Raw genomic sequence first — 25,146 nt, forward strand, 5'->3', positions numbered from 1 at the left:
CCATGCGCTACACACTTTGGACTGATTTACGCTTGGCCCCCAACGCCGACCCCGAGCAAGTCATTGAAGATGCCTGCCTGGTCGAACAGGCAGGCCGTATCGCCTGGATGGGCCCGCGCCATGCTCTGCCCGCACAGTGGCAGCAAGCCACAGAAGAACACAGGCTGGGAAACCGCTGGGTCACTCCAGGCCTGATCGATTGCCACACTCATCTGGTTTACGGCGATAACCGCGCCCAGGAATTTGCCTTGCGGCTGGCAGGGGCCTCCTATGAAGACATCGCCCGTCAGGGCGGGGGCATTGTGTCCTCCGTTAACGCCACCCGCTCCTTGAGCGAGGACGAACTGCTGGCTCAGGCCCTGCGTCGTCTGGATGCTTTGCTGGACGAAGGCGTCACCGCGATCGAAATCAAATCCGGCTACGGCCTGAATCTGGAGAGCGAGCGCAAGATGCTGCGTGTGGCCCGTCGTCTGGGTGAGTTGCGTCCGGTAACCGTACGTACCACCTTTTTAGGGGCCCATGCCCTGCCCCCTGAATTTGCCGGGCAAACCGATGCCTATCTGGATCTGGTGTGCGATCACATGCTGCCCACGCTGGCACAAGAAGGACTGATCGATGCGGTTGACGTCTTTTGCGAGCGCATTGCCTTTGATTTGAAGCAGTCCGAGCGCGTCCTGAAAGCAGCCCAAGACCTGGGCCTGCCCGTCAAAATGCACGCCGAACAGCTCTCCAACCTGGGCGGTACAGAAATGGCAGCACGCTACCACGCCCTGTCTACCGATCATCTGGAATATCTGGATGAGGCCGGTGTCATCGCCATGAAGCAAGCAGGAACCGTGGCCGTACTCCTGCCCGGTGCCTACTACTTCCTGCGTGAAACTCAGTTGCCCCCTATCGGATTGCTACGTAAACACGGCGTGCCCATGGCCCTGTCCACCGACAGCAACCCCGGTACATCCCCCTGTGCTTCCCTATTATTGATGCTGAACATGGGCAGCACGCTTTTCAAGCTGACAGTCCCTGAGGCCCTGGCAGGTGTCACCCGCCATGCCGCCAAAGCCCTGGGTGCCCCGAATATCAGCGGTGAATTGAGTATCGGGGCCCGCGCCGACTTTGTTGCCTGGGATATAGACTCCCTGCCCGAGCTGGTCTACTGGATGGGCCTGCCACGCTGTGCCCTGGTCGTGTACCAAGGAATCATCAGCCGTGACCTGCGTAAGGAATCACCATGACTATTCTGCGGCACTATGATGCGCTCTGGGCCCCCTGGGCCTATCTGGACAGCCAATGGCAGGCCAATGTACTGCTGCGCTGGGACCGGGACGGTACGCTGACGCATGTTCTCCCCGAAGCCAACCAACAAGACATAGACACCGCAGGCTCCGTATATAAGGCACTGGGCGCCGCACTGCCGGGCATGCCCAATCTGCATTCACACGCTTTTCAAAGCGCCATGAGCGGGCTGACTGAATTCCGGGGACAAGGCCAGGACAGTTTCTGGAGCTGGCGTGACCTGATGTACCGCTTCGCCGCCCGTCTGGAACCCGAGCACATGCAGGCCATTGCCCATTGGCTCTATATACAGATGCTAAAAGCAGGCTATACCAGCGTGTGCGAATTCCACTACCTGCATCACCAGCGCGACGGCCAGAATTACGCGCCCATAAGTCTGCTGGCCCAAGGCGTCATGGAAGCGGCCAGCGCCAGCGGACTGGCCATTACCCTGCTGCCCGTGCTGTATCAGTACAGCAATTTCGGCAGTCAGGCTCCCCGCCAGGATCAACAACGCTTTTTGAATAGCCCCACACAGTTGCTGTACCTGCTGGAGTCCTTGCACACCAGCCACCCGTTGAATGCCGACCGGCGTTACGGTATTGCGCCCCACTCCCTGCGCGCCACCAATATTGCTTCCATCAATACCCTGATCGACGGCCTGCACAGCCTGCCATCACGCCACCCGATTCACATCCACATTGCCGAGCAAATGGCCGAAGTGCTGGCCTGCCAGGACGTCAAGGGCTGCAGCCCGGTGGCCTATCTGTATGACAACTTCAACGTGGACGAACGCTGGTGTCTGGTCCACGCCACTCATATCGACGAGCAAGAGCGCAAGCAAATTGCCCGCAGCGGTGCCGTAGCCGGCTTGTGCCTGACCACCGAAGCCAATCTGGGCGATGGCTTGTTCCCCGCTGCCGCCTTTCTGGCCGAGCATGGTCATATGGGTATAGGCTCGGACAGCCATATCTGCGTGGACTGGCGCGCTGAGCTACGCTTGCTGGAATATGGTCAACGATTAATCAGCCAGCAACGCAATGTGCTGACTTCACCCCAACAGCCTTTTGTGGCGGACTACGTGTTTGAGACCTGCACGCGCGGCGGCGCACAAGCATCCGGACGAGCCAGCGGGCAACTACACCCCGGCCATCAGGCCGACGTGATGGTGATTGATCTGAAGCACCCTAGCCTGGCGGGTCTGGACAAGCAGCATTGGCTCTCTGCCCTGGTCTTTTCCGAACGCGCCCACGCCAACCCGATTCGTGATGTATTCGTCAGTGGTAAGGCCTATGTGACAGAGGGCCATCATCCGCAGGAAGAAGCGGCCTTTGCCGCCTATCAAGAAACGCTGAGTAGTCTACTGAACAAGGCTTAGATACAAAAAATCAGATAATGGCCTGTAAGCCCTTGTCGGCAATGATGTTCAGCAACTTGAGCGCCGGGCCGGTAGGATGGGTTTCACCTTGCTCCCACTTGCGTATGGTCGATGCCGTGGTATGCAAATAAAGCGCAAATACCGGTTGGCTGAACTTCAAGCCCTCTCGCAGCCGCTTGATGTCGGCTGCATCGAACTCCCGAACTGGCGGCGGACAAATCGCGTCAAACTCGCGCATCGTCACCTTGCCAATCGCTCCTGCCTCCTGGAGCGCCGCCAGGTCGCCGCGTAGCGATTCGATGATCTTGCTCACAATGCACCTCCAATAACACGTCAGCCTGCAATGCATTAAACAAGGCTTCAGGGGACAAACCCAAGAACACCTTACCGACAAATTGCAGCGCTTTCTTCTCATCCTGCGTGATGTTCCCCTTGTCGCTCTTGGAGAACCCATGCAAGAACACATAACGGCTACCTATTCTGGCCGAAAGCAAGCTGCGATAGCCGCCGCTTTTGCCACCACCAGGGCGAGCTACCCGCTTCTTGTATAAGGCGCCCCCCAAGTCCACATCGATCAAACCGCTTTCCATCTCCTGAACTGCCTTGCACAAGGCAATATCGGGCAGCTTCTCGGCCGCCTGCCATCGTGCAAAGTCTTTGCGCTTGAGAACGCACGTCATATCGACCTCCAAACTATACCCGTATCGGATACACTTATCAATCTCTCGCCGTGGAACAACCGATTCACCACCCGCTCAGCCGCATTCCACGCCTCGTTATGAACATAGCGCATACCCATCGCCACAGCCATGTGACTTGTGAGCTTTATATCCATCTTGATTGGCACACCTCAGTTGGCAATACAGGTCATCGCTCGATAGCGGATACCGTGCCTGCCTACGTATGGGACGCAGCAGCAGCCGTAGCATTCAGCGTGGACTTGTGCCGGCAGGGTGTAGTCCAGCGAAATGCAATGCTGGAGTCGTCGTGAAGCCCCCCCCCACGCTACGCCTTCGGCTTGCTGCCCCCGAGGGGGAGCTTTTTGTCTTGGGGCGGCCCGGCGACAAAAAAATCCCCGGCTTGGTGATCCAGGCCAGGGACAAGTTCGTGGAGACAAAAACAATCAGCAGTACTTCATGAAAACTAAAACAGATCCGCCGCCGTCGCTGCCAGGCTCTCGTCCAGCACCAGGGCTTTCAGAGCCTCGATATCGGGAGCCAGATAACGGTCCTGATCGTAGAAAGGAACGGCCTGACGAATCGCATCCTGCACCTTCTTCAAACGCGCCGAAGTCAGCAAAGGCGCATGAAAATCAATGCCCTGTGCCGCACACAACAATTCAATTGCCACAATCGCAGCCGTGTTCTGTGCCATGTCTTCCAGCCTGCGCGCCGCAAAGGTTGCCATGCTGACGTGATCTTCCTGATTCGCCGAAGTCGGCAAGCTATCCACACTGGCGGGATGGGCCAGCGACTTGTTTTCCGAGGCCAAAGCCGCCGCCGTCACATGGGCAATCATGAAGCCCGAATTCAGGCCTGCGGACGGCACCAGGAACGGAGGCAGTCCGGAGATGCTGGCATCAATCAGCAAGGCGACTCGACGCTCTGCCAAGGCACCCATTTCAGCAATGGCCAGAGCCAAACCATCGGCGGCAAACGCGACCGGCTCGGCATGGAAGTTGCCGCCTGAAAGCACCTGATCCGGCTCGCCATCCTTACCGGGGAACACCAACGGGTTATCCGTGACGGCATTGGCTTCGGTCAGCAAGGTACGTTCGTTTTGCGTGATCAGATCCTGAATCGCGCCCATGACCTGGGGCTGGCAACGCAAGCTGTAGGGGTCCTGCACCTTGTTGTCATTGTCCCGGTGCGACTGACGAATCTGGCTGCCGGCCAGCAGTTCCCTATACAGGCGGGCCGCGTAAATCTGTCCTGGCTGCCCACGCACCTCATGGATACGCGCATCAAAAGGCGCATCACTGCCTTTGGCGGCGTCCACGCTTAAGGCACCGGCCAGAATCGCATTGCGGAACAAGGTCTGGGCGCGGAACAGGCCGTTCAGTGCCAGGGCCGTAGACACTTGCGTGCCATTGATCAGCGCCAACCCTTCCTTGGCAGCCAGCACAATCGGGGTGATACCGGCCTTGGCCAAAGCCTGCTGGGCCGGCATCCATTCACCTTGCCACTTGGCTTGCCCTTCCCCGATCAGCGTCAAGGTCATGTGCGACAAGGGTGCCAAATCACCCGATGCGCCTACAGAACCTTTGGACGGAATGAACGGCACCACGCCCGCATTCAAAATATCCAGCAAGGTCGTGACCACATGCGAGCGAATACCCGAAAATCCCCGTGCCAGACTGGCGATTTTCATAGCCATGATCAAGCGCGCAACCGCATCGGACACCGGCTCACCCACTCCCACGGAGTGCGACAAAATCAGGTTCTTTTGCAACTGCTCCAGATCGTGGTCGGGAATGCGTTGCTGGGCCAATTTGCCAAAACCGGTATTGATGCCATAGGCGGGATTACCTTCACGGATAATCTTGGCCACAATGGCCGAGGACGCATCCATGGCCCCGATCGCCTCTGGCGGCAGAGTCAGAACAGTCGGTTCCTGCCAGATTTGGCGCAGTTGTGCCAAGGTCAGTGCGCCGGGCGAAAGTTCGATACGCTTGCTCATTTATCTGTCCTGTTGTTCTTACTTGATCATGGGCAATGTCAGCCCGAAACTCTTGGCCGTTTGAATCGCCAGCTCGTAGCCTGCATCCGCATGACGCATCACACCACTGGCGCAATCGTTAATCAAGACCCGCTCCAGACGGGCCGCCGCCTGCTCGCTACCGTCGGCCACAATCACCATACCCGCGTGCTGGCTGTAGCCCATACCCACCCCGCCCCCGTGGTGCAGCGAAACCCAACTCGCCCCGCCTGCGGTATTCAACAAGGCATTGAGCAAAGGCCAGTCCGACACGGCATCCGTGCCATCACGCATACTTTCAGTTTCGCGATTGGGGCTGGCCACCGAGCCGGTATCGAGGTGGTCACGACCAATCACAATTGGCGCTTTCAACTCGCCGTTACGCACCATTTCATTAAAGGCCAGACCGGCGCGATGACGCTCGCCCAGCCCCAGCCAGCAAATTCGTGCAGGCAGGCCCTGGAAAGCAATGCGTTCCTGCGCCATGTCCAGCCAGCGATGCACGTGCTGATTGTCCGGAAACAGCTCTTTGATTTTTTGATCGGTTTTGTAGATGTCTTCCGGGTCGCCCGACAAGGCCACCCAGCGGAATGGGCCTTTGCCCTCACAAAACAAGGGGCGAATATAGGCGGGCACAAAACCGGGAAAGTCAAAGGCATTGGCCACGCCTTCATCAAACGCGACTTGGCGAATGTTATTGCCGTAGTCCACAACCGGAATACCCATTTTCTGGAAATCCAGCATGGCCTGCACATGGGCCACGCAAGACTTGGCAGCCGCTTGCTGAATACGAGCATGTTGAGCGGGATCTTGCTGCGCCGCCTGCCACTGCTCCACCGTCCAACCCGAAGGCAAATAGCCATTGAGCAAATCGTGGGCGGAGGTCTGGTCCGTGACCAGATCAGGTTTCAAACCACCGGCTTGGGCGCGTCGCACCAGCTCAGGCAGCACGTCAGCCGCATTGCCCAGTAAGCCAATCGACACGGCCTGTTTGGCGGCAGTATGTTGAGCTATCAGCTCCAGCGCATGGTCCAGATCCCGCGCCTGCTTATCCAGATAACGAGTCTGCAAACGGAAGTCGATACGGCTTTGCTTGCATTCAATCGTCAGCGATACCGCTCCGGCAAAGCTGGCAGCCAAAGGCTGTGCGCCGCCCATGCCACCCAGGCCAGCGGTCAGAATCCAGCGCCCGGCCAGCGAACCACCAAAATGCTGACGGCCTGCCTCGGCAAACGTCTCGTAGGTGCCTTGCACAATGCCCTGGCTGCCAATGTAGATCCAGCTACCTGCCGTCATCTGTCCGTACATGAACAAACCGGCCTGATCCAGCGCGTGAAACTTTTCCCACGTGGCCCATTTGGGCACCAGATTCGAGTTGGCCAGCAACACACGCGGTGCATCGCTATGCGTACGAAATACGCCCACCGGCTTGCCGGACTGAATCAGCAAGGTCTGGTCATCCTCCAGTTCGCGCAAGCTGGCCAGAATCTGGTCGTAGCACTCCCAGTTCCGGGCTGCACGCCCAATGCCGCCGTATACCACCAGATGTTGCGGATTCTCGGCCACGGCTGGATCCAGATTGTTCTGAATCATGCGGTATGCGGCTTCCGCCACCCAGTTTTTGCAACTAAGCTGTGTCCCCGTGGGAGCATGAATCTGCCGCGCAGGATCGAAACGAGGATCTTGGCGGGCCGCCGAAGTGTGATGATCTGGCATGGTGATGTCCTCCGTCTGAGGTGTCTCTGGGTACGCGCTGGTTCTATCTGGCAGGCTGCTCCACACACTGATGGCAGGCCCAGGCGCCGACAAAACAACGGTTTTCTTGTAAGCTCACGTCAATGTATAGTCATTTTTTCAAGTTGTCTATACATATACCAAGCAGAGTCTTGCATAAGCTCATGACCGTGAGCATGGCTTCACTCACTGCCCAGTTCACGACCTTAAGTCTGGTCTGCGCGAGGCCCTTTTGAGTGTGGACACGTCCTACAGGAAAGCATAAGAATGGATGCCCCCCAGACGAGCAATACGCCCTCCGAATCGGCGTTACCCGCCTACCTGCAAATCAAAAATTTTGTGCTGGAAAAAATCCAATCCGGCCAATGGCGCGAAGGCGATCTGATTCCCACCGAACTGGCTTTATGCGAGCAGTTTGGTGTGTCACGCATGACGGTCAACCGCGCTCTACGTGAACTGACCACCGACAAGTTGCTGGTCCGCATCAAAGGCTCGGGCACCTATGTGGCGCAGCCCAAATTCCAGTCCACCTTGATCGAGATACGCAGCATCGCGCAGGACATACGGGAGCGCGGCCACCAACATAGCTGTCAGGTGCTGAGCGTAGAGCGGCTGCAGGCCAGCCCGGCTCAAGCGCGCTTGTATGGCATTGCACCGGGCTCAGCCCTGTTTCATTCCATTATTGTTCATGCAGAAAATGGCTTGCCCATCCAATATGAAGATCGTCTGGTGGATGCGCACATGGCCCCAGATTACATGGAGCAGGATTGGAGCCAGATCACGCCTAACGAGTATCTGCTGCGGGTTGCCCCCTTGCCGACCGGCTTTTACAGCATTGAAGTGCTGGTGCCTCCCGCCAGAATCGCACAAGCCCTGCACATGAAAGAGCAGCAGCCCTGTTTGGTGATGGACCGCCGCACCTTCTCCAGCGAGCAGTTCACGACTCACGCAAGACTGTGGCACCCTGGCGACCGCTATAAATTCACCGGCAAAATGTAGGCTGTAAACCTGCTCCGCCTGGAGTTTGAGTCCCAAACGCATCGATCAGGCGGACAGACTTCTCGCCTTCCTGAGCCATACAACATTGCCATTTTCTTATCGTATTGACCAGGCACGACCCGCCCTTGAGCTGATCACTTGCAACCCCCACCGTCCCTCTATCAGCCTATTGCCACCACACCGGAACGGGCCTGCTCATGCTGGCGATAGCGGGTCAACGACAAGCCTGTGTGACGCTTGAAGTAACGGCATAGATACGAGGGATCCTCAAAACTCAACTGATCGGCAATCTGCCCGATTGCCAACTGACTGTAGGAAAGCAGCGCCTTGATCTCCAGAACCACCTGTCTGTCGATCAAGGCCTTGGGGCTGTCGTTGAAGAACTCTTTGCTCAGTTGGGAGAGGTAAAACGGCGTGATATTGAGCGCATCCGCATAAAACTTCACCTCTCTGTGCTTTCGACATTGCTGGCCTACCAGCTCCCAGAAACGCCAGCTGATCATTTCCTTGCGGCTGAACGACTGGCTACCCTGGTATTCGGACGGAATCTGCTCGGCAATACGCAGAAAGAAGTTCTGCAGCTGATTACGCAGCATGATGTGTTGATACCGCCCTCGGGCCTGCACAATCTGGCGCAGTTGCACCAGCCATGCGGCCAGCAAAGCCCGATCCTTTTGCAGGGGCACACACAAGGGATTGTCGTGCAGGAACACAAACAGGGAATTGGGCAGCGGATAAGCCACTTCTGACGCCAGGTTCTTGGGCATCAACAGGAAAAACACCTTGAAGCCTTGCGAGCGTCGTTTCAGCAAGGTCATCGTATCTTCGGCCAGCACCAGCACATCATGGGTACGTACGACCTGATCCTTGAAGTTCAGGCTGACCAGGGCGCGACCCGACAGGCAGATCATCAAGGTCATATAGGCATGACCAAAAGACAAAGGCATGCCCACGCCTTCGGACAACGTTGTCTCGCCCGTCAGGCAGCCGTCTTGGGCGCTGAATAATTGTGGAATGTGATGCATGGGGCTGAACTGTCCTTGACTGGCTAACAACAGGCAAGACTTTCTAAAAGTACCGAAACTGCCAAGGTCCCGCTCTGTTCGTCAAACCCGCCAGCTTCTATTCTGTTTGCTGCTTGACCGTGAGTAAACAAAATGAAACTTCAAACAGAAAGACTTATTTTACGCCCCTGGCAGGACAGCGACGCCGAGGATTTGTACGAATACGCCAAAGATGAACGAGTCGGCCCGATTGCAGGTTGGCCGGTTCATACCAGCGTTGAGGAAAGTGCCGAAATTATCCGCACCGTTTTCAATATGCCCGAAGTGTATGCCGTCGTACACAAGGACAATGGCCGCGCCGTCGGTTGTATTGGCATCCTGATCGGCAAGAACAGCAACGTCGAGATCAGTGCAGAAGAAGGCGAAATTGCCTATTGGATTGGCGTGCCTTACTGGGGGCAAGGCTTGATTCCCGAGGCCGTGCGCGAAGTGATGCGACACGCTTTTGAAACACTGAAGCTGAAAGCACTGTGGTGTGGCTACTTTGCCAACAATACCCAATCGCAAATTGCGCAAGCCAAGTGTGGCTTTCGCCATCATCACACCGAGGAAAACAAGTACAACCAGTTCCTGCAGGACTATCGGACTGAACACATCAGCCGTATTACGGTCCAGCAATGGCGGGCCTTGCCCAAACAACCGGCCTAATCCCAGCCATCATCCTCCGGTCAGTTGGAAGCGGCATCCTGGGACTGACTCACACACAAGAACAGCTCCTGGGCTTCTTCGATGCTTAATGTCAGGCCCAAGCGTGACTGCAAGCATTCAGCCCAGGATGCCACCCATCAGAAACTCGGCACTGCCCATGGCAAACAGGCTCAGGGCAAGCAGATAGACGCCAGACGGGATGGTTCCAGTGGTTTTCAGGCTACTCATGACAAATGTCCCAACAAATTACATCGCCTTAGGCCACGTGCTTGGTCAGCAAGGCCGCAAAGTACATGCCCAGACCAAAAATTGCGTGTGTCAGCACGCTGCGCAAACGATTGATCCAAGGCGTAGGGGTACGCGATGCAGCCACTCCGGCACCCATGGCAGGCTGCATGACAAAAAAGGGCATCACCACCGTCACCGTGCCCACCATGACAGCGGGCAGCCAGCGGGGATCTTGCAGCCATGCGGTGCCATAGACCGCGACCAGCAAAAAGGCGAAAACAATGCCCACGGCATAGTGAATGAACCAGCCCAGGGCAGACTCCCCCGCAATCGGTTCAGCCTTGCCGATATGGCTGTGCGTAATCTGGCCACGCAGCAAATGTCCGGCCCAGCGGCCCACCATGGCGTAGTTCAGCGTAGCAACGCCCAGCGCTTTTTGAATCAAGCCCCAAATATCCATAAAAATGGTGGCTCCGACCCCAATCAGCATCACCTGCACCCACTCATTGATCGATAACATTGGCAATCCTTTCCGTTGATAAGCACCTTGTTTTGAGTGATCATAGAAGTTGAAGTTAACTTCAAGTCAATAGGTACACGATGGATATTTCAGAAGTCGCCAAACATACCGGCTTGCCCTCCTCCACCGTGCGTTATTACGAGAAGGAGGGCCTGATCAGCGCAGTCAGCGCCCCCGGTGAACGACGCCGTTTTACACCACAAGTGCTGGATCAACTGGCCTTGATTGCCCTGGGGCAAGCGGGTGGTTTATCGCTGGAAGAAATACGGGCCATGCTGCCTCCCGATGGGGCTGCGCAGGTAGACAGGCAATTGCTGCTGTCCAAGGCCGATCAACTGGATGCCACCATCAAGCGCCTGAAAGCCATGAGCGAAGGCTTGCGCCACGCTGCCCACTGCCCCGCCGCCAACCATACGCAATGCCCGACATTCCAGCGCTTGCTGAAAGCTGCCGCCATCCGGGTGAAGAAGAACAAGACCGGCAACTCCAGCGAGGCAGTGCGTCTTGCCAAAACCAGATAGGACAGAAACGCAACAGCCATACTGGGTTGAAGCTTCAAAGCCATAAAAACCTCCCCCTATAATGGGCAACTGCCGCAACAAGGCCATATACCCTCTTGGGGATTGCGCTGACCGGTACACGTACCGCATTTCGCCAACACCCCCCAGCAAATTATTTAAGTGAGGAGCCGTCTACATGACGAGCACTAAGTCAGCAACTGAATAAGCCGCAACAAGCTCTTGTCTTGTTGCGGCGTTCTGTACTTCCAATCCCGCTGATTGATAACAAACAGACGCCGCCCGATTTCTTTTTCGAGTGGTAATTTTGTTATGTCTTCCTCACGCTCTTCCTGGGCTTTTACGCTGCCAGCCGCCTTGCTGCTGATGGCGCCCTTCGACATCCTCGCCTCCCTGGGGATGGATATTTACCTGCCTGTCGTCCCGGCCATGCCAGCGCTTCTAGGCACGACCCCAGCCGTCATCCAGCTGACCCTTAGCCTGTACATGCTGCTATTGGGTGCCGGGCAACTGATCTTTGGCCCCCTGTCGGATCGCATAGGCCGACGGCCTGTTTTGCTGACAGGGGCCGCCCTGTTCGTGCTGGCTTCAACAGCCGCCGCCCTGTCCAGCTCCGCCTGGGCTTTTGTGGGTTTTCGGGTGCTGCAAGCACTGGGGGCTTCGGCCACCCTTGTGGCCTTGTTTGCCACAGTGCGCGATGTCTATGCCGATCGCCCTGAAGGAGTAGTGATCTATAGCCTGTTCAGCTCCATCCTGGCTTTTGTCCCCGCCTTGGGGCCGATTGCCGGTGCTTTGATTGCCCGTGCGGGCGGGTGGCAGGCCATCTTCCTGAGTTTGGCTGGCATAGGACTGCTGGCCTGGATCCATGCACTGCTCAAATGGCCAGAAACGCGACCTGCCAAACCAATACATTCACAACAGTCCGCACTGGCCGTACTCAAAAGCCCGGCCTTTTGGGTCTACACCCTGGGCTTCTCTACCGGGATGGGAACATTTTTTGTCTACTTCTCGACCGCGCCACGAGTCTTGATCGGACAAGCGGGCTATTCGGAAATGGGCTTTAGCCTGGCCTTTGCCAGTGTTGCCCTGGTGATGATTGCCACCACCCGCCTGTCCAAAACCTTTGTTGCTCGCTGGGGCACAGCCGGGAGCCTGAAACGCGGCATGGGCTTGATCGCCCTTGCCGTCCTGCTACTGGCAGCCGGACAACTCTGGCTGGATCCCTCCTTTGCCAGCTTCATCCTGCCCATGTGGCTGGCCGCCATTGGTATTGTGATGACCGTATCCGTCACCGCCAATGGCGCCTTGGCTCAATTCAACGACGTGGCCGGTTCCGCCGTGGCGATCTACTTTTGCGTGGAAAGCCTGATCGTTAGCGTGATCGGTACGTTGGTAGTGACCCTGCTAAATGGGGATACGGTTTGGCCGCTGGTGGTCTTTGGACTAGGAATGAGCAGTGTGGTTTTACTGGCTTTGATGCTGCTGGAGGCAAGAATCAAACGCGAAGTTTGAAGATAAAAAAGGGAAGGCTTTCGATAAGTCTTCCCTTCATTTGGATCACCCGTCTTCACTTTTCATAAATAATTCCAGGAGCGAGCTATGGCGGACAATAAGGCAATCAAGCGTACCCATGTCCGTAATCCCAGTCCTTATGTGTTCTTAGGGCTGGGATTACGGACATTAAGTCTGCAAGTCGTCGGGTTTCTTCTAGCGAAATAGCCCGCAAAAGACTTGTGCAACAAACCATCACGCCCACCATCGAGCAGAACAGACACTCTCAGTTCTGTGTATCGCCAGCCTTCTCCAGATTCAAGTCATACGTCACCCACGCTGTTGCCTGAGCCAGACCATCGTACAGCCTCCGCGCCTGGGCATTGTCAGCCGCCGTGATCCAGCGCAGAAACGGCCAGCCTTGCTCCTTACCGGCTTGGGCGACGGCCTCAATCAAACGACGGCCCAGCCCGCTGCCTCGCTGTTCAGGAGATACAAACAAGTCATCCAGAAAGCCTGCTTCCTTACCCAACAAAGGCTCCGGGAAAGGACGGTAATGCGCCAGGCCCAGCAACGCACCATCCGCCGTCGTTGCCACCTTGCCCTGCAAAGGATGCCGCGCATCCAACAGCCAGGACCAGGTCCGAGCCAAGATATTTTCGTTCATGGGTTCTTTGTAAAACTCGGCATACTGCCGATACAGCCGCTCCCAGGCAGCCCGGTCTTGCGGCTGCAAATCCCGGATCTGAATACCATCGGCTCCGGGCTGTTCTGCACTGCTAGTCATGCTTGTATTCCCCTGTCGCTACCAAGCTGTTGCAAGGGCTGGCTGCTCCTGGTGAGAGGCAAAATGCGGCAGCACATATTCAGCCAGCTCCTGGACAATTTCCGCCGCCGGTCGCTGCGAAAACTGAATACCCAAAGCGGCATGATTCACACCCGCTGCCTGCCATTCCTCCAACAAGGTAATCAGCCCCTTGCGCCCGGTACGCAGTGTAAAGCCACCGCGCAAAGGGGTGCGTGGATAATCAGGGTCGTCCACCAAATCCAGCCACTCGTTGGTCATATGCGGACGAAAGCCGCCATCTGGAATCCGAGCGCGCCAGGCCCGAATTTTCGCAGCCAGCTTTTGCGGGCCCAGCGGCGTATGAGTCGCTTCCGGGTAGGTCAACCAACCATCGGCGTGTTCTGCAATCCATTCGGGCGACTGTCCCGAGGAACTGGTGACAATCAAAGGAATGGAACCATGCACGGGCTTGGGTAGCAGCTCTGCCGTATCAAAGCGGCCTAGCGGAGAGTCGATATTCAATTGCCCCGCTTGCGTTAACTGACGGAAGTAGCTGACAGCCTGCGCGAAACGCTCTGCCCGTTCGGCTCGCTCCACGCCATAGGCGGGAAACTCCACGGGCCTGTCCCCGGAAGCAATACCCAACACCAGGCGTCCGCCCGATAACTGGTCAATGGTGAAGGCGGATTTGGCCAGGTCGATCGGGTGACGCAAGGAGAAAATCGTACTGCCCGTGGCCAAGGCCACCCGCTTGGTGCGAGCAGCCAAAAAAGCCAGATAGGTAAAGGGGTCGAACACTTGCCCCGCATCCCCGAAGCTGGGGTCATACAAAGGCACGTCACGTACCCACACCGCCGCAAAATCCTGGCGGTCTATCTCCTCTACCAGCGCCGCCTGCCCAGCCAGCACACTCATATCGCCTTGATAAAAACGCAGGGGCAGAAAGATACCCATGGTCAGACAACCCGGCGCAAACATGCGGCTATAACCAGGATGAGTGGCAAAGGCAGGGAAAGATGAGCCTTGAGTCTGGCTTGTTTCAATCGTCATGATGTTTTCTCCTCAAGCGCCGGTAGCAGGTTCAGGCAAGGTGATGCCTTTACGAACGGCTGGGCGCTGGGCCACGCGTTCATGCCAGGCGCTCATGTGCGGGTACTGACTGAAATCAAAGTCGATAATTCGCGCAATATGCGTCCAGCCAAAATGCGCAATGTCGGCAATGGAGTAGTCCTGTCCTGCCAGATAAGGATGGTCTGCCAGACGTGTATCCAGCACGGTGAACAGATCATTCACCAGACGGCGGTAGCGCTCGATAGCGGCCGGAATCTTCTCTTGGGCGAACAGCTCGAAGTGTACGCGCTGGCCCAGAATCGGCCCCACGCTGGAGGAATGAAATTGCAGCCATTTGATCGTTTCCCAGCGTTGCTGGGGATCGTTTGAAAGCAATTGGCCGGTTTTCTCTGCCAAATACAACAAGATCGCGGCAGACTCGAACAGAACAATGCCCGTTTCATTGTCCTTCATCACCGGGATACGTCCATGCGGATTCAAGGCCAGAAACTGCGGCTGCTTATGCTCATTCGCATCAATACGCACATGATGCAGGCGATACGGTAGCGCCAGTTCTTCCAGAGCGATGGTTGCCTTAAAGCCGTTAGGCGAACTATCGGTGTACAGATCAATCATGGTGTGCTCCCAAACGGCAAGTTCGCTCTTCTTTTGCATATAGATAAGCTAAACTTTAAAAACGATTCAGAATCCCATTCTCCCAAGCTATACAGACAAAGAAAAACGATTAAATCTGCTTTAGAGATTTAGATAAACTAAACCATGAATCCTGTCTTTCCTTTGCAGGCTCTGCGCGCCTTTACCGAAGTCGGACGCCACGGCAGCATCAAGCTGGCCGCTCAGGCGCTGGGCGTGACCTCGGGCGCAGTCAGCCAACAAATCCGGCTGCTGGAAAATCGCTTGGGCGTCACACTGTTCGTGCGCAGCCACCACAAAATGAGCCTGAGCGAAGCAGGTGAACAGGTCTACCCTGTCCTGCTGACGGCGTTTGACCAGATCGAACAGGCCATGCACACGCTAGACGCCACCAAGCAGCGCAAGACACTGACAATCAGTACCGTGCCTTCCTTTGCCGCTTCCTGGCTGATTCCCCGGCTGGCCGACTTCAAGCAACAGCATCCTGATATCGAAATCCGTGTGGAGGCCTCCCCCACGCTGGTGGACCTGCGCCGCGACAACGTCGATATCGCCATTCGCCACGGCTTGGGCGTGTATCCCGGCTTGCAGGCCGAGCCCTTGATGGCCCCTGTCCTGCTGCCTGTAGCCAGCCCCGCCTTGCTGAAAGACAAGCCAGCCATTCAGGAACCGGCGGATTGCCTGGCATGGCCATTGCTGCAGGATACCGATCGGGCCGACTGGGCACTTTGGCTGTCTGCCCACGGGGTAAAGGACGATGCGCGCGCCGATCGCGGCACGGCTTTCGAGGATGATTACCTGCTGATACGCGGTGCGATTGCGGGCCTGGGGTTGGCCTTGATACCGCAGGAGTATGCGCAGGATGAAATCGCCGCAGGCCGCTTGGTGCAAGTGCTGGACAAGCCCTGGCCAGCCCGCTTTGCCTACTACCTGGTGACCTTGCCCGGTACGACGCAAAGAGCAGAGGTCCGTGCCTTTAGTGATTGGATCATTGAACAGGCACAGATATAGCAAGGTCGCCAGGCTTCTTCCCGCTGCGGCTGCTGCTACGGCTGCTACGGCTGTAGTAGTTGTTGTGATGGTGGTGGTAGCAATGACTGCTATCTCAGAGCAGAAGAGAAAATAAAACAGCGCATGATCGCTTCCCCATCCAGCCTATGTAACACCACCACTTCAACAGTCCCGATACCACGCCCCCCCTGCTCCAGACATCGAAAATCCGCCTGACTTCCAACAAGGAAGCATATGATTTTTTTTTGAAAAAAAACCCCGTCCCAACAGGACGGGGCAAACCTCAACAAGCAATTGAAAAACGCTTAAGGCACTTCCACAACCACCGGGCCACGGGGACGGGAACAGCACAACAAGACTTTGCCCTCTGGCACCGGATCCAGAGGCTCTTCAAAATAATCAACCTCGCCCGATACCAGGGCACACATGCAGGTATTACACAGACCCGCACGGCAATTGAAGTCCGGGCTCAAGCCCGTTTCTTCAGCCAGATCCAGCAAGGAAGGGCAGTCTTCATGCCATTGAGCCTGACGGCCATCGGGCAGAAACGTCACGGTCTGCGTGGCAGCCGTGACAGTTTCATCCACGACGGCGGGCGACTCCGGCTCTGACGCACTTGCAATCGCACTGCCAAGCACCTCAGGCCCTGCCCCTGACTGCTCTGGCTGAACAACGCTGGCCGCAACATCACCGGCCAAGGTGTTTTCCAGCACCGTCGCCGGACCAAAAAACTCATAGTGAATGCGCTCTCGCGCCACACCCAGGCTACGCAACACACCGTAATTGCTCTGCATGAAGGCACTGGGCCCACACAGGTAAAACTCGTAATCATCCAGTGGCAGCCAATGCTGCAACTGCTCACGTGTAATCAGTCCCGCCACATGGTGCAAACCGGCTTGTTCATCATCTTCAGTCGGGTTGCGATAGCAGAAGTAAAGTTGCACACCCTCGCGTTGTGCGGCCAGTTCGCGCATTTCATCCGCAAAGGCATGCACCGTGCTGTTATCACAGGCATGGATCACAGACACCTTACGCTGACTGTGTTTAAGCAAACGATGCAACATAGCCAGCAAAGGGGTTTGGCCCACGCCACCGCTAAGCAGCACCACAGGCCGCTGGCTGCTTTCATCCAGCACAAACTCGCCCATCGGTCCGGCCGCGCTCAGCACATCGCCCGGCTGCACCTGTTGGTGCAGATAGGAGGAGGCCAAACCATCAGCCACGCTTAACCCTGCTGGGGCCTTCTCGTGCTTGACGGAAATGCGCAGTCGATCCGTGCAGTCGGGGTCCCCCGACACGCTGTAGTTGCGCAACACGGTTTGCCCGTCAATCTCCAGGCGAAACACCAGATACTGGCCCGGCTGATAAGACGGCACAACACCGTCCACCGGCTCCAGGACAAATGAAGTAATCACGTCACTTTCGCGCTGTTTTTCCAGTACGCGATAGGCCCGGAAACGGCGGCTGGCCGTGTTCTCGGTGGGCGCAGGCGATGCAGTCGTATTCATCACGCTCAAGCCGTCGTGGTCTCGCTGGTAACGGCTTGCTCGGCCTGAATCATCTGGCTGATCTTGCGACGGAAACGCAAGGGGCCGGAATCCAAGGGCAAATCCAAAGCGGCAGGACGCTCTTTCAGGGCCTTATGCACTTCTTCCAGAACCACTTTGTCTTCCAGGAAGGCGTGGCGCACGTCTTCGTTGAAAATCTTGGAAACGGCCTCGTCATCCGGGCTGAAATTACGCAGTTGGAACCAGAAGTAGCGGGTGTGTTCTTCGTCGATAGGTGTCAGAAAGTTATAGGAGTCCATCAGGAAAACGTCCTGGTGGTACTCGCTGGGCTCTTCGGTGGCGGCACCGGCGGGCAGGAAGATAGCCTTGATCACGGCCAGCGATGGGAAACGCACTTCGTATTGCTGCTTACGGTCGCAATTGCCTTCAAATTTCACAAACTGCTTGTAAAACGGTGCAACTTCCACATTTTTGGACCAGCGCGAGACCGTCACGCCATGGTCCTCAACCTTGACGGTCAAGGGCAGGCCGATGATGTCAGGGCTACCAAAGGAGCTTTGGTGGACCCAGGACACGTGCGACGGGTCCAGCAAATTGTCGGTGACGTACAGGTAATTACAGTCCAGCTCCATGGCATCGCCACGGTTCACACCCCACTCGGGATTATCCCACTCGGGGATGTCGATCAGTTTGGACGGATCAGCCAACTCAGGGTCACCCATCCAGACCCAGACCAGACCAAAACGCTCCGTACAGGGGTAGCTGCGCACCACCGCACTTTTGGGGATTTGCGCCACACCGGGCGCTTTGGTACAGGAGCCGCTGCAATCAAACGTCAGGCCGTGATAGCCGCATTCCACCTGGTCGCCAATCAAACGGCCTTTGGACAAAGGCAGACGGCGGTGTGGACAGGAATCTTCCAGAGCGACTGGCTGACCGTCTTCACGGCGATACAGCACCAGGTTTTCGCTAAGCATACGCACGGGCAGCAAGCTGCGACCGAGCTGCGTAGCCAATGCGCCTACATACCAGGCATTGCGTACAAACATGATTTACCCCCAACTCTGAATGCGGTGCATGAAGGCTGAACAAGCCCATTCATGCTCTCTTGTTTTTGAAGCGCTCCGGCCTGCTGGCCAGGGCTTCTGCGCCACTGTGCGGGAACACCTAGAGCACCGTATCAATCTGGCCCCGCTTGAGCTCGCCAGCCGTGGCGAGACTTGCGCTTACGTTCTTGCCCATCATAATCGCAATTAAATTCAGCCTACTATCCATATCGTTTAGAATTTCTAAAGTTAAATGACTTTTCTGGACGGGGTCTAAGCACCATGGATACCTTGCCTCCCTTACGCGCGTTGCAAGTATTTGAAACTCTGGGCCACAGTCAAAGCCTGCAAGAGGCTGCCCGTCGCCTGAAAATTACTCCCGGTGCCATCAGCCAGCAATTGCGCCTGCTGGAGGACACGCTGGGCTGTAGCCTGACCTACAAAGAAGGCAAACGCTTGCGGCTGACGGCCGCGGGGGTGCGTTTTCATGAAATCTGTACTCAGGCGTTTGAGCTATTGCGCGACGGCCAGCAAGAAATGGAGCGTTCGCGCAACACCAGCCTGCTGTCCATCAGCGCTTTGCCCTCCATGCTTAAAACCTGGATGGCCCCGCTGGCGTTTCAATGGCAGGAGCAGTACGACCCGGAGCTAACCCTGCACCTGAAAGGCAGCCATGCCGAGCCGGACTTGGAAGCCGAACAAATCGACTTTCGGATCACCTACGGTCAGGCCGCCGCCCGCCCCCGCAGCTTTACCGAGCTTTATACAGACCGTGTCGTTCCCGCCTGCAGCCCGACCCTGCTGCAAGGGCAAGCCGCCTTGCGACATCCCCGTGACCTATTGAACTATCCCTTGCTGTCCTCGGACTGGCAGCCACGCTTTACCTCGCCCCCATCCTGGCGCGACTGGTTTGAGTCTTTGGCTATACACATAGGCAATACGCCCCTGGATCGCTTCCGTGTTTTTTCCCTGTCGCATATGGCACTGGAGTCCGCCGTGGCAGGCCAGGGGTTTGTATTGGCGCAATGCTCGATGATAGAAAAAGAAGTGCGCAGCGGGCAGTTAATTCTGCCCTTCTCCCATTCCTTGCCCCTGCCCTGGCCTTATGTACTGACCCGACGGGCGGGTGCGTTTGAGTCGCCTCATAGCCAGGATTTTCATCGCTATTTATTGAACCAGGCACGACAACAGGAGCAGATCAATCAGGAGCTGTTGCTGCAAGCATTAGCCTGAGCAATGTCGCAGTACGACGAAATACAGCCAGATTGCCGATAGACCTGCTGGCCTGGCCGTGGCTAAGCACTAAACCATTGAGTGCTTCAGCTACATAAGCGCAGGACTATTCGATGGCTTAGCTCTACACCGTTCCACTTTTAGTTCAGTTTCCAGCACTCAGCCAGGAGAGCAAAACAAGTCGAGCGCCTGGATCAGACAAGTACATATAAGCGGCTTCTACCGCCCGATAAACGCAACTGCAGATGCATTTCTAGCATCAACAAAAAAGCGTGTTTACCGCCCCCGAAGGGGCCATCAACACGCTCTTTAATCCTGCCGGAGACTTCAGTGTCTTAGGCCACCACAGCAGCCAGCGACTCCGCGAAGTAATCCACGTTGGACTGGTTCAAGCCTGGCACGCTGATGCGGCCAGACTCCAGCACATACACGCCAAAATCATCACGCAGTTTCTGAATCTGCTCTTTGGTCAGGCCGGTGTAGCAGAACATACCTTGCTGTTTGACAAAATAGCTGCTGTCGTACTGGGGAGCCAGCTCTTTCAGGCGATCGTGTACACGCTTGCGCATGGCAGCAATACGCTGACGCATGGTTTCCACGTCTGCCGCCCATTCGGCCAGCAAAGACTCATCCGACAAGACCGAGGCAATAGCCTGTCCACCGTGCGAGGGCGGGTTGGAGTAGATGCGACGCACCACGGCTTTAAGCTGGCCCAAAACGCGGTCAGCTTCGTCCGCGCTCTTGCACACCACCGACAAGCCGCCGCAGCGCTCGGAGTAGTAGGAGAAATTCTTGGAGAAAGAATTGGCCAGCAGGAAAGTCAGTCCTGCATCGACCATGGCGCGCACGGCAAAGGCATCTTCATCCAGGCTACGACCAAAACCCTGGTAAGCCATGTCCAGGAAAGGTATCAGCTTGCGCTGCTGCAGCACAGGAATCAGTTGCAGCCACTGCTCGTCGCTCAGATCAGCCCCGGTGGGGTTATGGCAGCAGGGGTGCAGCAGGACAATGCTGTACTCGGGCAGGACGGAAATATCTTCCATCAGGCCGGTGAAATCCAGACCGCGAGTAGCGGGATCGTAGTAGCGATAAGTGTGGGTAGGAATGCCCGATCCACGGAAAATAGAGTGGTGGTTATCCCAGGCTGGATCGCTGATCCACATTTCGCTATTGGGGTAAGCTTCGTGCAGGAAGTCGCCACCCACTTTCAAGGCACCCGAACCACCCAGTGTCTGGATGGTCGCCACACGACCTTCTTGCAGCACTTTACTGTCGGCACCAAAAACCAGTTTTTGCACGGCGCTGCGGTACGAAGCCAAGCCTTCGATAGGCAGGTAGCCACGGGGTTGGCCCTTGGCTGCCCATTGCTCTTCAGCGCGGCGAGCCACATCCAGCAAAGGCAGACGACCTTGCTCGTCGTAATACAAACCAATGGTCAGGTTGACCTTGCGGTCGCGCGGATCGGCGTGAAATGCCTCGTTCAAACGGAAAATCGGATCGCCACCATAGGCCTGCAAATGCTCAAACATGCTTGTTCCTTGAAAAATTACGGTTGTGGGCCGCCCGGTCTGGTCGACGGTCTATTCAAATAAGCATTGACCTTATACCTTGGGCCTACTTTAGCCAATATCTTGGGGATTTTTTTGCAGCACATGGGCACGCGAGCGATGCGTGAATACGTCATCAGACTTGTCCCCCCTTGGTTCGGCACCGCACCTGTTCTTGTCTAGTCGGTGCAGGCAGTCAAACACCAGCGTCACCATGCAGTCTGTTCATACCTCCAGCAAACCGAAGGTGCAAGAACGTGAACACGGTGTACCAGCTTGTCTGCCTGGGCCTTGCCAGCAACGAATATACATGGCTTTCTGACGATACAGAACCATGCACTTTCATTCATTCTGCTTTTGCTCCGCCCGCGTTGCCCACATGACACCGCATGGTCATATGCAGATCCCGCCCAAGACCGTTAACATGGGACTTTCACCGTTTCAACAGGAGTCCGCCGTGTCCGTATCGCCGCTGCCCAGCCCCGTATCCTGCCCTTTAGAGGGGGCCAGCAACTTCCGTGATATTGGCGGCTATGCCGCAGGCTCCGGCTCCTTTCGTAAAGGCCGTGTCTACCGCTCGGACCATTTGGCGAATTTAAGCAGCCAGGATCTGGACACACTGCAGGAACTGGGCATTGCCTGTTCACTGGATTTCCGTGGCGCACACGAGCGCAAACGCTCTCCCTACCAATACAGCTTTCTGACCAGTCATGCGCTGACCGTCGAACCCACCGTATTGCCCGATTTTCTGGACATGCTTGCCAAGGGTGAAGTGGATGTCAAAGCAGCCCATGGCACGATGAACAAAACCTACTCTGAATTCGTGACCGCACATGCAGCCACGTTTGGACGGGTCTTTGACCAGTTGCTGGACACCCATACTCCCCTTGTCCTGCACTGCACGGCGGGCAAAGATCGCACCGGCTTTGCGGTTGCCTTGCTGCACCGCGCCGCTGGCGTACATCCTGATGATGTGATGCACGACTATCTGCTTACCAATCAATTTTTCCGCCGCCCCGATCTGCCCGATAACCGTGGCATCAGCGACGAAGTGCTGGATATTCTCTGGGGTGTGCAGCCCGAGTTTCTGGAAACCGCCTTCAAGACCATTGATAAGACACACGGCAATCTGGAGAACTTCTTCCAGAACGCCTTGAAGCTCAGCCCCGCCCGACGTGCGGCCTTACTGGAACGCTACACCGCCTAAACCACGCCTACCGAGGCCTCTGGCAACTCCCAGTGGCCGTCCAGGCTCAAGGCTGGCCCTATCACATTGCGCCAAGTGGGCAGATCATGCATTTGCGTGAACAAAGGCATGCAATAACGTGGCTGCACCATATCCACCAGCCAACGCAAATCCGTCAAACGCGGGTGAGCATTCCAGCACAAGGTATGCGTGCCGCGCGGAGCATGCGGGGCCACATAGCCGGTGTGAATCAACAAGCGATCGCCAGGCTCGGCATTGCCGTCCGAAGTCCGCGCTTGCTGCTCACGAATCAACTCTCCTGCCTTACCCTGACAACCGTCCGGTTCACCAGCCAAAAGCAGGTGTGCTTGGGGATCAAACGTAGCCGCACGCGGCATCAGTTCGCGCAAGGATTGCTGCACGCCTGGCAACAACAGATCGCTGCTTTGGCTGATCATGCGGGTCAGGTTTTCGTAGCAGGACGCATCCATGCTCCAATCCTCAAAGCCTTGCTGCTGACGCCACAAGGCAATCTCGATCGCCCGGCCCGAAGGCGGCACCGGCAACAAAGCAGGATGGGACTGCAGCAAGGACTCCAGAATGCTCCAGGCAACGTGATGAGACTGATCATACAAACCATAAGACGCATCCAGTAACGCTAGATACGCAGGAGGTGGCAAATCAAAGGGAAACAGCAAGGACTCGCAGGAAAAGTCCCCGCTATAAAACAGACCACCACCCACATCCAGATGCAGCCAGACACCCCCCAAGGCATGGCCGGACAAACCAGTGCGAACGGCAATATCGCCAATATAAGTCGTGCCGCGTGTCGGCAATTCACGCCAGATCCGACCGGCAGGCAAGCTGCGCGCGGTCGAGGCCGTGGCGTAAACAGGAATGTGTTCGGGCAGTTTGGATAAGGAGCCCATATGATCCTGGTGATCATGCGTCACCAAAATGGCATCCACCTCCAGCCCCTCATGCCAATCGCACACCTGACCGGGGTACAAGGGCCCACCGGCATCTAGCAGCAGTCGCAAGCCACATGCCTGCACGAGAATGGCGGCAGGCACTTTACCTCCAGAGCCGCTTAACACCGTCACCCGTGTCTGGTTCATGCTCCGTCCCCTACAAGGCATTGTGGCCAACCTATCACCCAACCACACCCGGCATTCTGCTTTGCAGCACGGCGTAACGCGGGGCACAAAAGCAAAGCATCAATAAGCGCAATGGGCCGCAGCTCACGCTGCCGGACAGAGAAAGGCATCAACTTAAAGAACCAGAGCCACCGAAGTGCCCTGCCTTAAAAAAAACGACGACAGGATCAGATTAAACAAGTGTTCTTTCAGCCCTGTTACAGATTTATGGCAGTTCGATGGCAGTGCCCGGTGAGCAAACCGAAGCCACCCCCGCTGCTTCAACTATGTCTTATTGGCACTCAGGTGCTGAATCGACCCTGGCGAAACGCCCCCGGTGCAACGCCAGTCCAACCCTTGAAAGCACGCTGAAATGCAGCACTGTCTTTAAAACCCAGTTCCTGTGCCAGTTCCGCGAAAGACATCGAATGAGCATTCAAACGAATAATGGCCATATCGCGTCGCAACTCATCTTTCAAAGACTGAAACGATGTCCCTTCCATCGCCAAGCGCCGCTGCAATGTCGCTGTCGACATATGTAAAGCACGAGCCGTAATTCCCAGATCTGGCCAGCTAGGTCGAGTGCGTTGAAGATACTCACGTACCCTGGCACTGACCACATCGGTGGAGCTGCGCGGCATGATGATATTGGCCTGAGCATCCGCTAGAAACAGACGTAACTCCGTCTCACCCCGTCGCACTGGCGTCTTTAACCAGGCGGCTTCAAACCACAGGGCAGTTTGTCCGCGCTTGAACTCTAAATTGGCAGGAAACACTTTGCCATAACTACCGGCATGGGGGGGGTTGTCAAACGCGAAGTCAAAGCGCACCACCGGCAAGCGGCCACCGATGAGCCAGGCCAGCAAACGCCAGAACACTCGCAGTAATAGCTCATGCAAAAAAATCGGCTCTCCAAGAGAACCGTTAAAACGCAAACCAAGGCCGGCAAGATCACCCTTGCTATGCAATTCCAATGCCACGTCCTCCTGCAATAACCAAAAGGTCCTGGCTATACGACGAATTGCGACTTCCAGATTATTCGCCCCCAGGGCCGAGCGACTTATCAGCGCAAAGCTGCCCAGTTTCAAGGGGCGCGATAAAAAACCAAGACCTTCATCCTCGCGCTGTTCAATCAACAAACGAAACAAAGCACTGTATTGACAAGCCGTGACTCGGGCTCCCGCATGTCCAATCAGCTCAGGAGAGATGTCTGTAGCGTTTAAGAACGGTCCAATATCTTCGCCCCGCATTTGTAAACCCATCAGCATGCCACTGACTAAGACAATCGGCACAGTAGCCGGAGCCTTAAGGGGGGCGCGGGGAGCGCGTCGCTGATTGAGGTGTTCTGCCATTCGATCGATGCCTTGTGTCATTGCTGGAGCGGGCACGCATTTTTACTATAGGTCACATAAACCAAGCAGTCGATCCGCATCAATACG

22 protein-coding genes and 1 pseudogene are annotated in these 25,146 nt (G+C 56.4%); 9 read left to right on the top strand and 14 right to left on the bottom strand.

Going from position 1 to position 25,146, the window contains the following annotated elements; translation table 11 throughout:
• Nucleotides 1–2 precede the first annotated feature (2 nt).
• A complete protein-coding gene (gene hutI / locus LNA76_RS15745) occupies nt 3–1,232 on the top strand; it encodes an imidazolonepropionase (protein ID WP_108728362.1) in 1,230 nt (409 codons plus the stop codon).
• Complete coding sequence (locus LNA76_RS15750) at nt 1,229–2,650, top strand: formimidoylglutamate deiminase (RefSeq protein WP_230019418.1); 1,422 nt, start codon at nt 1,229–1,231, stop codon at nt 2,648–2,650. Before hutI ends, LNA76_RS15750 begins: the two co-directional genes overlap by 4 nt.
• Nucleotides 2,651–2,660: 10 nt before the next feature.
• Here LNA76_RS15750 and LNA76_RS15755 read toward each other — a convergent pair whose 3' ends face one another.
• The 4 genes and pseudogenes from LNA76_RS15755 to hutU form a co-directional block, all read right to left on the bottom strand.
• Nucleotides 2,661–2,963, bottom strand: a complete 303-nt coding sequence (locus LNA76_RS15755; RefSeq protein ID WP_035269706.1) for a helix-turn-helix domain-containing protein — start codon at nt 2,961–2,963, stop codon at nt 2,661–2,663.
• Nucleotides 2,950–3,330, bottom strand: a pseudogene (locus LNA76_RS15760) (type II toxin-antitoxin system RelE/ParE family toxin); the annotation flags it as partial. The pseudogene LNA76_RS15760 and the gene LNA76_RS15755, both read right to left, overlap by 14 nt.
• A gap of 463 nt (nt 3,331–3,793) precedes the next feature.
• A complete protein-coding gene (gene hutH, locus LNA76_RS15765; RefSeq protein ID WP_230019419.1) occupies nt 3,794–5,329 on the bottom strand; it encodes a histidine ammonia-lyase in 1,536 nt (511 codons plus the stop codon).
• An 18-nt stretch (nt 5,330–5,347) separates the two neighbouring features.
• On the bottom strand, nt 5,348–7,063 hold the full coding sequence (hutU, locus tag LNA76_RS15770) for a urocanate hydratase (protein ID WP_230019420.1): 1,716 nt from the start codon (nt 7,061–7,063) through the stop codon (nt 5,348–5,350).
• Nucleotides 7,064–7,348: 285 nt separating this feature from the next.
• On the opposite strand from hutU, the gene hutC reads away from it, so the two are divergent.
• Nucleotides 7,349–8,080 carry a histidine utilization repressor gene (gene hutC, locus LNA76_RS15775; protein WP_094198084.1) on the top strand — a complete coding sequence of 244 codons (732 nt, stop codon included), beginning with the start codon at nt 7,349–7,351 and terminating at the stop codon, nt 8,078–8,080.
• Between the two features lie 161 nt (nt 8,081–8,241).
• On the opposite strand, the gene LNA76_RS15780 is transcribed toward hutC, so the two are convergent.
• Nucleotides 8,242–9,105, bottom strand: a complete 864-nt coding sequence (locus LNA76_RS15780) for an AraC family transcriptional regulator (protein WP_230019421.1) — start codon at nt 9,103–9,105, stop codon at nt 8,242–8,244.
• Between the two features lie 132 nt (nt 9,106–9,237).
• On the opposite strand from LNA76_RS15780, the gene LNA76_RS15785 reads away from it, so the two are divergent.
• The gene (locus LNA76_RS15785) at nt 9,238–9,792 is read left to right on the top strand and encodes a GNAT family N-acetyltransferase (protein ID WP_230019422.1); all 555 of its coding nucleotides are present in this window, start codon (nt 9,238–9,240) and stop codon (nt 9,790–9,792) included.
• Between the two features lie 256 nt (nt 9,793–10,048).
• On the opposite strand, the gene LNA76_RS15790 is transcribed toward LNA76_RS15785, so the two are convergent.
• Nucleotides 10,049–10,540 (bottom strand): DUF2938 domain-containing protein, encoded by a 492-nt coding sequence (locus LNA76_RS15790; RefSeq protein WP_230019423.1) that lies wholly within the window; start codon nt 10,538–10,540, stop codon nt 10,049–10,051.
• Between the two features lie 80 nt (nt 10,541–10,620).
• Between LNA76_RS15790 and LNA76_RS15795 the strand changes: the two genes are divergently transcribed.
• Nucleotides 10,621–11,061, top strand: coding sequence for a helix-turn-helix domain-containing protein (locus tag LNA76_RS15795; protein WP_230019424.1), 441 nt, complete (start codon nt 10,621–10,623; stop codon nt 11,059–11,061).
• A 309-nt stretch (nt 11,062–11,370) separates the two neighbouring features.
• On the top strand, nt 11,371–12,570 hold the full coding sequence (gene cml / locus LNA76_RS15800) for a CmlA/FloR family chloramphenicol efflux MFS transporter (protein ID WP_230019425.1): 1,200 nt from the start codon (nt 11,371–11,373) through the stop codon (nt 12,568–12,570).
• A 265-nt stretch (nt 12,571–12,835) separates the two neighbouring features.
• Here cml and LNA76_RS15805 read toward each other — a convergent pair whose 3' ends face one another.
• From LNA76_RS15805 to LNA76_RS15815, 3 genes are read right to left on the bottom strand one after another with little or no spacing between them, the layout of a single operon-like run.
• Nucleotides 12,836–13,336, bottom strand: a complete 501-nt coding sequence (locus LNA76_RS15805; RefSeq protein WP_108728351.1) for a GNAT family N-acetyltransferase — start codon at nt 13,334–13,336, stop codon at nt 12,836–12,838.
• 18 nt (nt 13,337–13,354) lie between these two features.
• Nucleotides 13,355–14,386, bottom strand: a complete 1,032-nt coding sequence (locus LNA76_RS15810) for an LLM class oxidoreductase (RefSeq protein WP_108728350.1) — start codon at nt 14,384–14,386, stop codon at nt 13,355–13,357.
• Nucleotides 14,387–14,398: 12 nt separating this feature from the next.
• On the bottom strand, nt 14,399–15,022 hold the full coding sequence (locus LNA76_RS15815; protein WP_230019426.1) for a glutathione S-transferase family protein: 624 nt from the start codon (nt 15,020–15,022) through the stop codon (nt 14,399–14,401).
• A gap of 144 nt (nt 15,023–15,166) precedes the next feature.
• Here LNA76_RS15815 and gcvA point away from each other — a divergent pair, with 144 nt between their 5' ends.
• Complete coding sequence (gene gcvA, locus LNA76_RS15820; RefSeq protein WP_230019427.1) at nt 15,167–16,051, top strand: transcriptional regulator GcvA; 885 nt, start codon at nt 15,167–15,169, stop codon at nt 16,049–16,051.
• Nucleotides 16,052–16,356: 305 nt separating this feature from the next.
• Here the strand turns inward: gcvA and LNA76_RS15825 are convergent, their stop codons facing one another.
• Together LNA76_RS15825 and LNA76_RS15830 are read right to left on the bottom strand one after the other, a co-directional pair.
• Entirely contained in the window at nt 16,357–17,559 is a 1,203-nt protein-coding gene (locus LNA76_RS15825) for an FAD-binding oxidoreductase (RefSeq protein ID WP_230019428.1), read from the bottom strand.
• Nucleotides 17,560–17,564: 5 nt separating this feature from the next.
• The gene (locus tag LNA76_RS15830; RefSeq protein WP_108728347.1) at nt 17,565–18,608 is read right to left on the bottom strand and encodes an aromatic ring-hydroxylating dioxygenase subunit alpha; all 1,044 of its coding nucleotides are present in this window, start codon (nt 18,606–18,608) and stop codon (nt 17,565–17,567) included.
• Between the two features lie 279 nt (nt 18,609–18,887).
• Here LNA76_RS15830 and LNA76_RS15835 point away from each other — a divergent pair, with 279 nt between their 5' ends.
• The gene (locus LNA76_RS15835) at nt 18,888–19,838 is read left to right on the top strand and encodes a LysR substrate-binding domain-containing protein (RefSeq protein WP_230019429.1); all 951 of its coding nucleotides are present in this window, start codon (nt 18,888–18,890) and stop codon (nt 19,836–19,838) included.
• Between the two features lie 335 nt (nt 19,839–20,173).
• Here LNA76_RS15835 and LNA76_RS15840 read toward each other — a convergent pair whose 3' ends face one another.
• On the bottom strand, nt 20,174–21,367 hold the full coding sequence (locus LNA76_RS15840; protein WP_230019430.1) for an amino acid aminotransferase: 1,194 nt from the start codon (nt 21,365–21,367) through the stop codon (nt 20,174–20,176).
• Between the two features lie 475 nt (nt 21,368–21,842).
• Between LNA76_RS15840 and LNA76_RS15845 the strand changes: the two genes are divergently transcribed.
• Complete coding sequence (locus LNA76_RS15845; protein ID WP_094198098.1) at nt 21,843–22,592, top strand: tyrosine-protein phosphatase; 750 nt, start codon at nt 21,843–21,845, stop codon at nt 22,590–22,592.
• Here LNA76_RS15845 and LNA76_RS15850 read toward each other — a convergent pair.
• Together LNA76_RS15850 and LNA76_RS15855 are read right to left on the bottom strand one after the other, a co-directional pair.
• Nucleotides 22,589–23,689 carry an MBL fold metallo-hydrolase gene (locus LNA76_RS15850; protein WP_108728344.1) on the bottom strand — a complete coding sequence of 367 codons (1,101 nt, stop codon included), beginning with the start codon at nt 23,687–23,689 and terminating at the stop codon, nt 22,589–22,591. The genes LNA76_RS15845 and LNA76_RS15850 overlap by 4 nt on opposite strands.
• Nucleotides 23,690–24,009: 320 nt before the next feature.
• Nucleotides 24,010–25,059 (bottom strand): AraC family transcriptional regulator, encoded by a 1,050-nt coding sequence (locus LNA76_RS15855; protein ID WP_230019431.1) that lies wholly within the window; start codon nt 25,057–25,059, stop codon nt 24,010–24,012.
• Nucleotides 25,060–25,146 lie beyond the last annotated feature (87 nt).

The sequence above is a fragment of the Alcaligenes sp. MMA genome (assembly GCF_020907215.1).
In the GTDB taxonomy this organism is placed as follows: domain Bacteria; phylum Pseudomonadota; class Gammaproteobacteria; order Burkholderiales; family Burkholderiaceae_B; genus Alcaligenes; species Alcaligenes aquatilis.

Excerpts from the sequence above, each read along its gene's own strand:
- LNA76_RS15825 (WP_230019428.1), bottom strand. The coding sequence starts at position 17,559 with ATGAATACGACTGCATCGCCTGCGCCCACCGAGAACACGGCCAGCCGC.
- LNA76_RS15830 (WP_108728347.1), bottom strand. The coding sequence starts at position 18,608 with ATGTTTGTACGCAATGCCTGGTATGTAGGCGCATTGGCTACGCAGCTC.
- hutH (WP_230019419.1), bottom strand. The coding sequence starts at position 5,329 with ATGAGCAAGCGTATCGAACTTTCGCCCGGCGCACTGACCTTGGCACAA.
- LNA76_RS15850 (WP_108728344.1), bottom strand. The coding sequence starts at position 23,689 with ATGAACCAGACACGGGTGACGGTGTTAAGCGGCTCTGGAGGTAAAGTG.
- LNA76_RS15840 (WP_230019430.1), bottom strand. The coding sequence starts at position 21,367 with ATGTTTGAGCATTTGCAGGCCTATGGTGGCGATCCGATTTTCCGTTTG.
- LNA76_RS15790 (WP_230019423.1), bottom strand. The coding sequence starts at position 10,540 with ATGTTATCGATCAATGAGTGGGTGCAGGTGATGCTGATTGGGGTCGGA.
- LNA76_RS15805 (WP_108728351.1), bottom strand. The coding sequence starts at position 13,336 with ATGACTAGCAGTGCAGAACAGCCCGGAGCCGATGGTATTCAGATCCGG.
- LNA76_RS15780 (WP_230019421.1), bottom strand. The coding sequence starts at position 9,105 with ATGCATCACATTCCACAATTATTCAGCGCCCAAGACGGCTGCCTGACG.
- gcvA (WP_230019427.1), top strand. The coding sequence starts at position 15,167 with ATGAATCCTGTCTTTCCTTTGCAGGCTCTGCGCGCCTTTACCGAAGTC.
- hutC (WP_094198084.1), top strand. The coding sequence starts at position 7,349 with ATGGATGCCCCCCAGACGAGCAATACGCCCTCCGAATCGGCGTTACCC.
- cml (WP_230019425.1), top strand. The coding sequence starts at position 11,371 with ATGTCTTCCTCACGCTCTTCCTGGGCTTTTACGCTGCCAGCCGCCTTG.
- LNA76_RS15815 (WP_230019426.1), bottom strand. The coding sequence starts at position 15,022 with ATGATTGATCTGTACACCGATAGTTCGCCTAACGGCTTTAAGGCAACC.
- LNA76_RS15750 (WP_230019418.1), top strand. The coding sequence starts at position 1,229 with ATGACTATTCTGCGGCACTATGATGCGCTCTGGGCCCCCTGGGCCTAT.
- LNA76_RS15785 (WP_230019422.1), top strand. The coding sequence starts at position 9,238 with ATGAAACTTCAAACAGAAAGACTTATTTTACGCCCCTGGCAGGACAGC.
- LNA76_RS15855 (WP_230019431.1), bottom strand. The coding sequence starts at position 25,059 with ATGGCAGAACACCTCAATCAGCGACGCGCTCCCCGCGCCCCCCTTAAG.
- LNA76_RS15810 (WP_108728350.1), bottom strand. The coding sequence starts at position 14,386 with ATGACGATTGAAACAAGCCAGACTCAAGGCTCATCTTTCCCTGCCTTT.
- LNA76_RS15835 (WP_230019429.1), top strand. The coding sequence starts at position 18,888 with ATGGATACCTTGCCTCCCTTACGCGCGTTGCAAGTATTTGAAACTCTG.
- hutI (WP_108728362.1), top strand. The coding sequence starts at position 3 with ATGCGCTACACACTTTGGACTGATTTACGCTTGGCCCCCAACGCCGAC.
- LNA76_RS15795 (WP_230019424.1), top strand. The coding sequence starts at position 10,621 with ATGGATATTTCAGAAGTCGCCAAACATACCGGCTTGCCCTCCTCCACC.
- hutU (WP_230019420.1), bottom strand. The coding sequence starts at position 7,063 with ATGCCAGATCATCACACTTCGGCGGCCCGCCAAGATCCTCGTTTCGAT.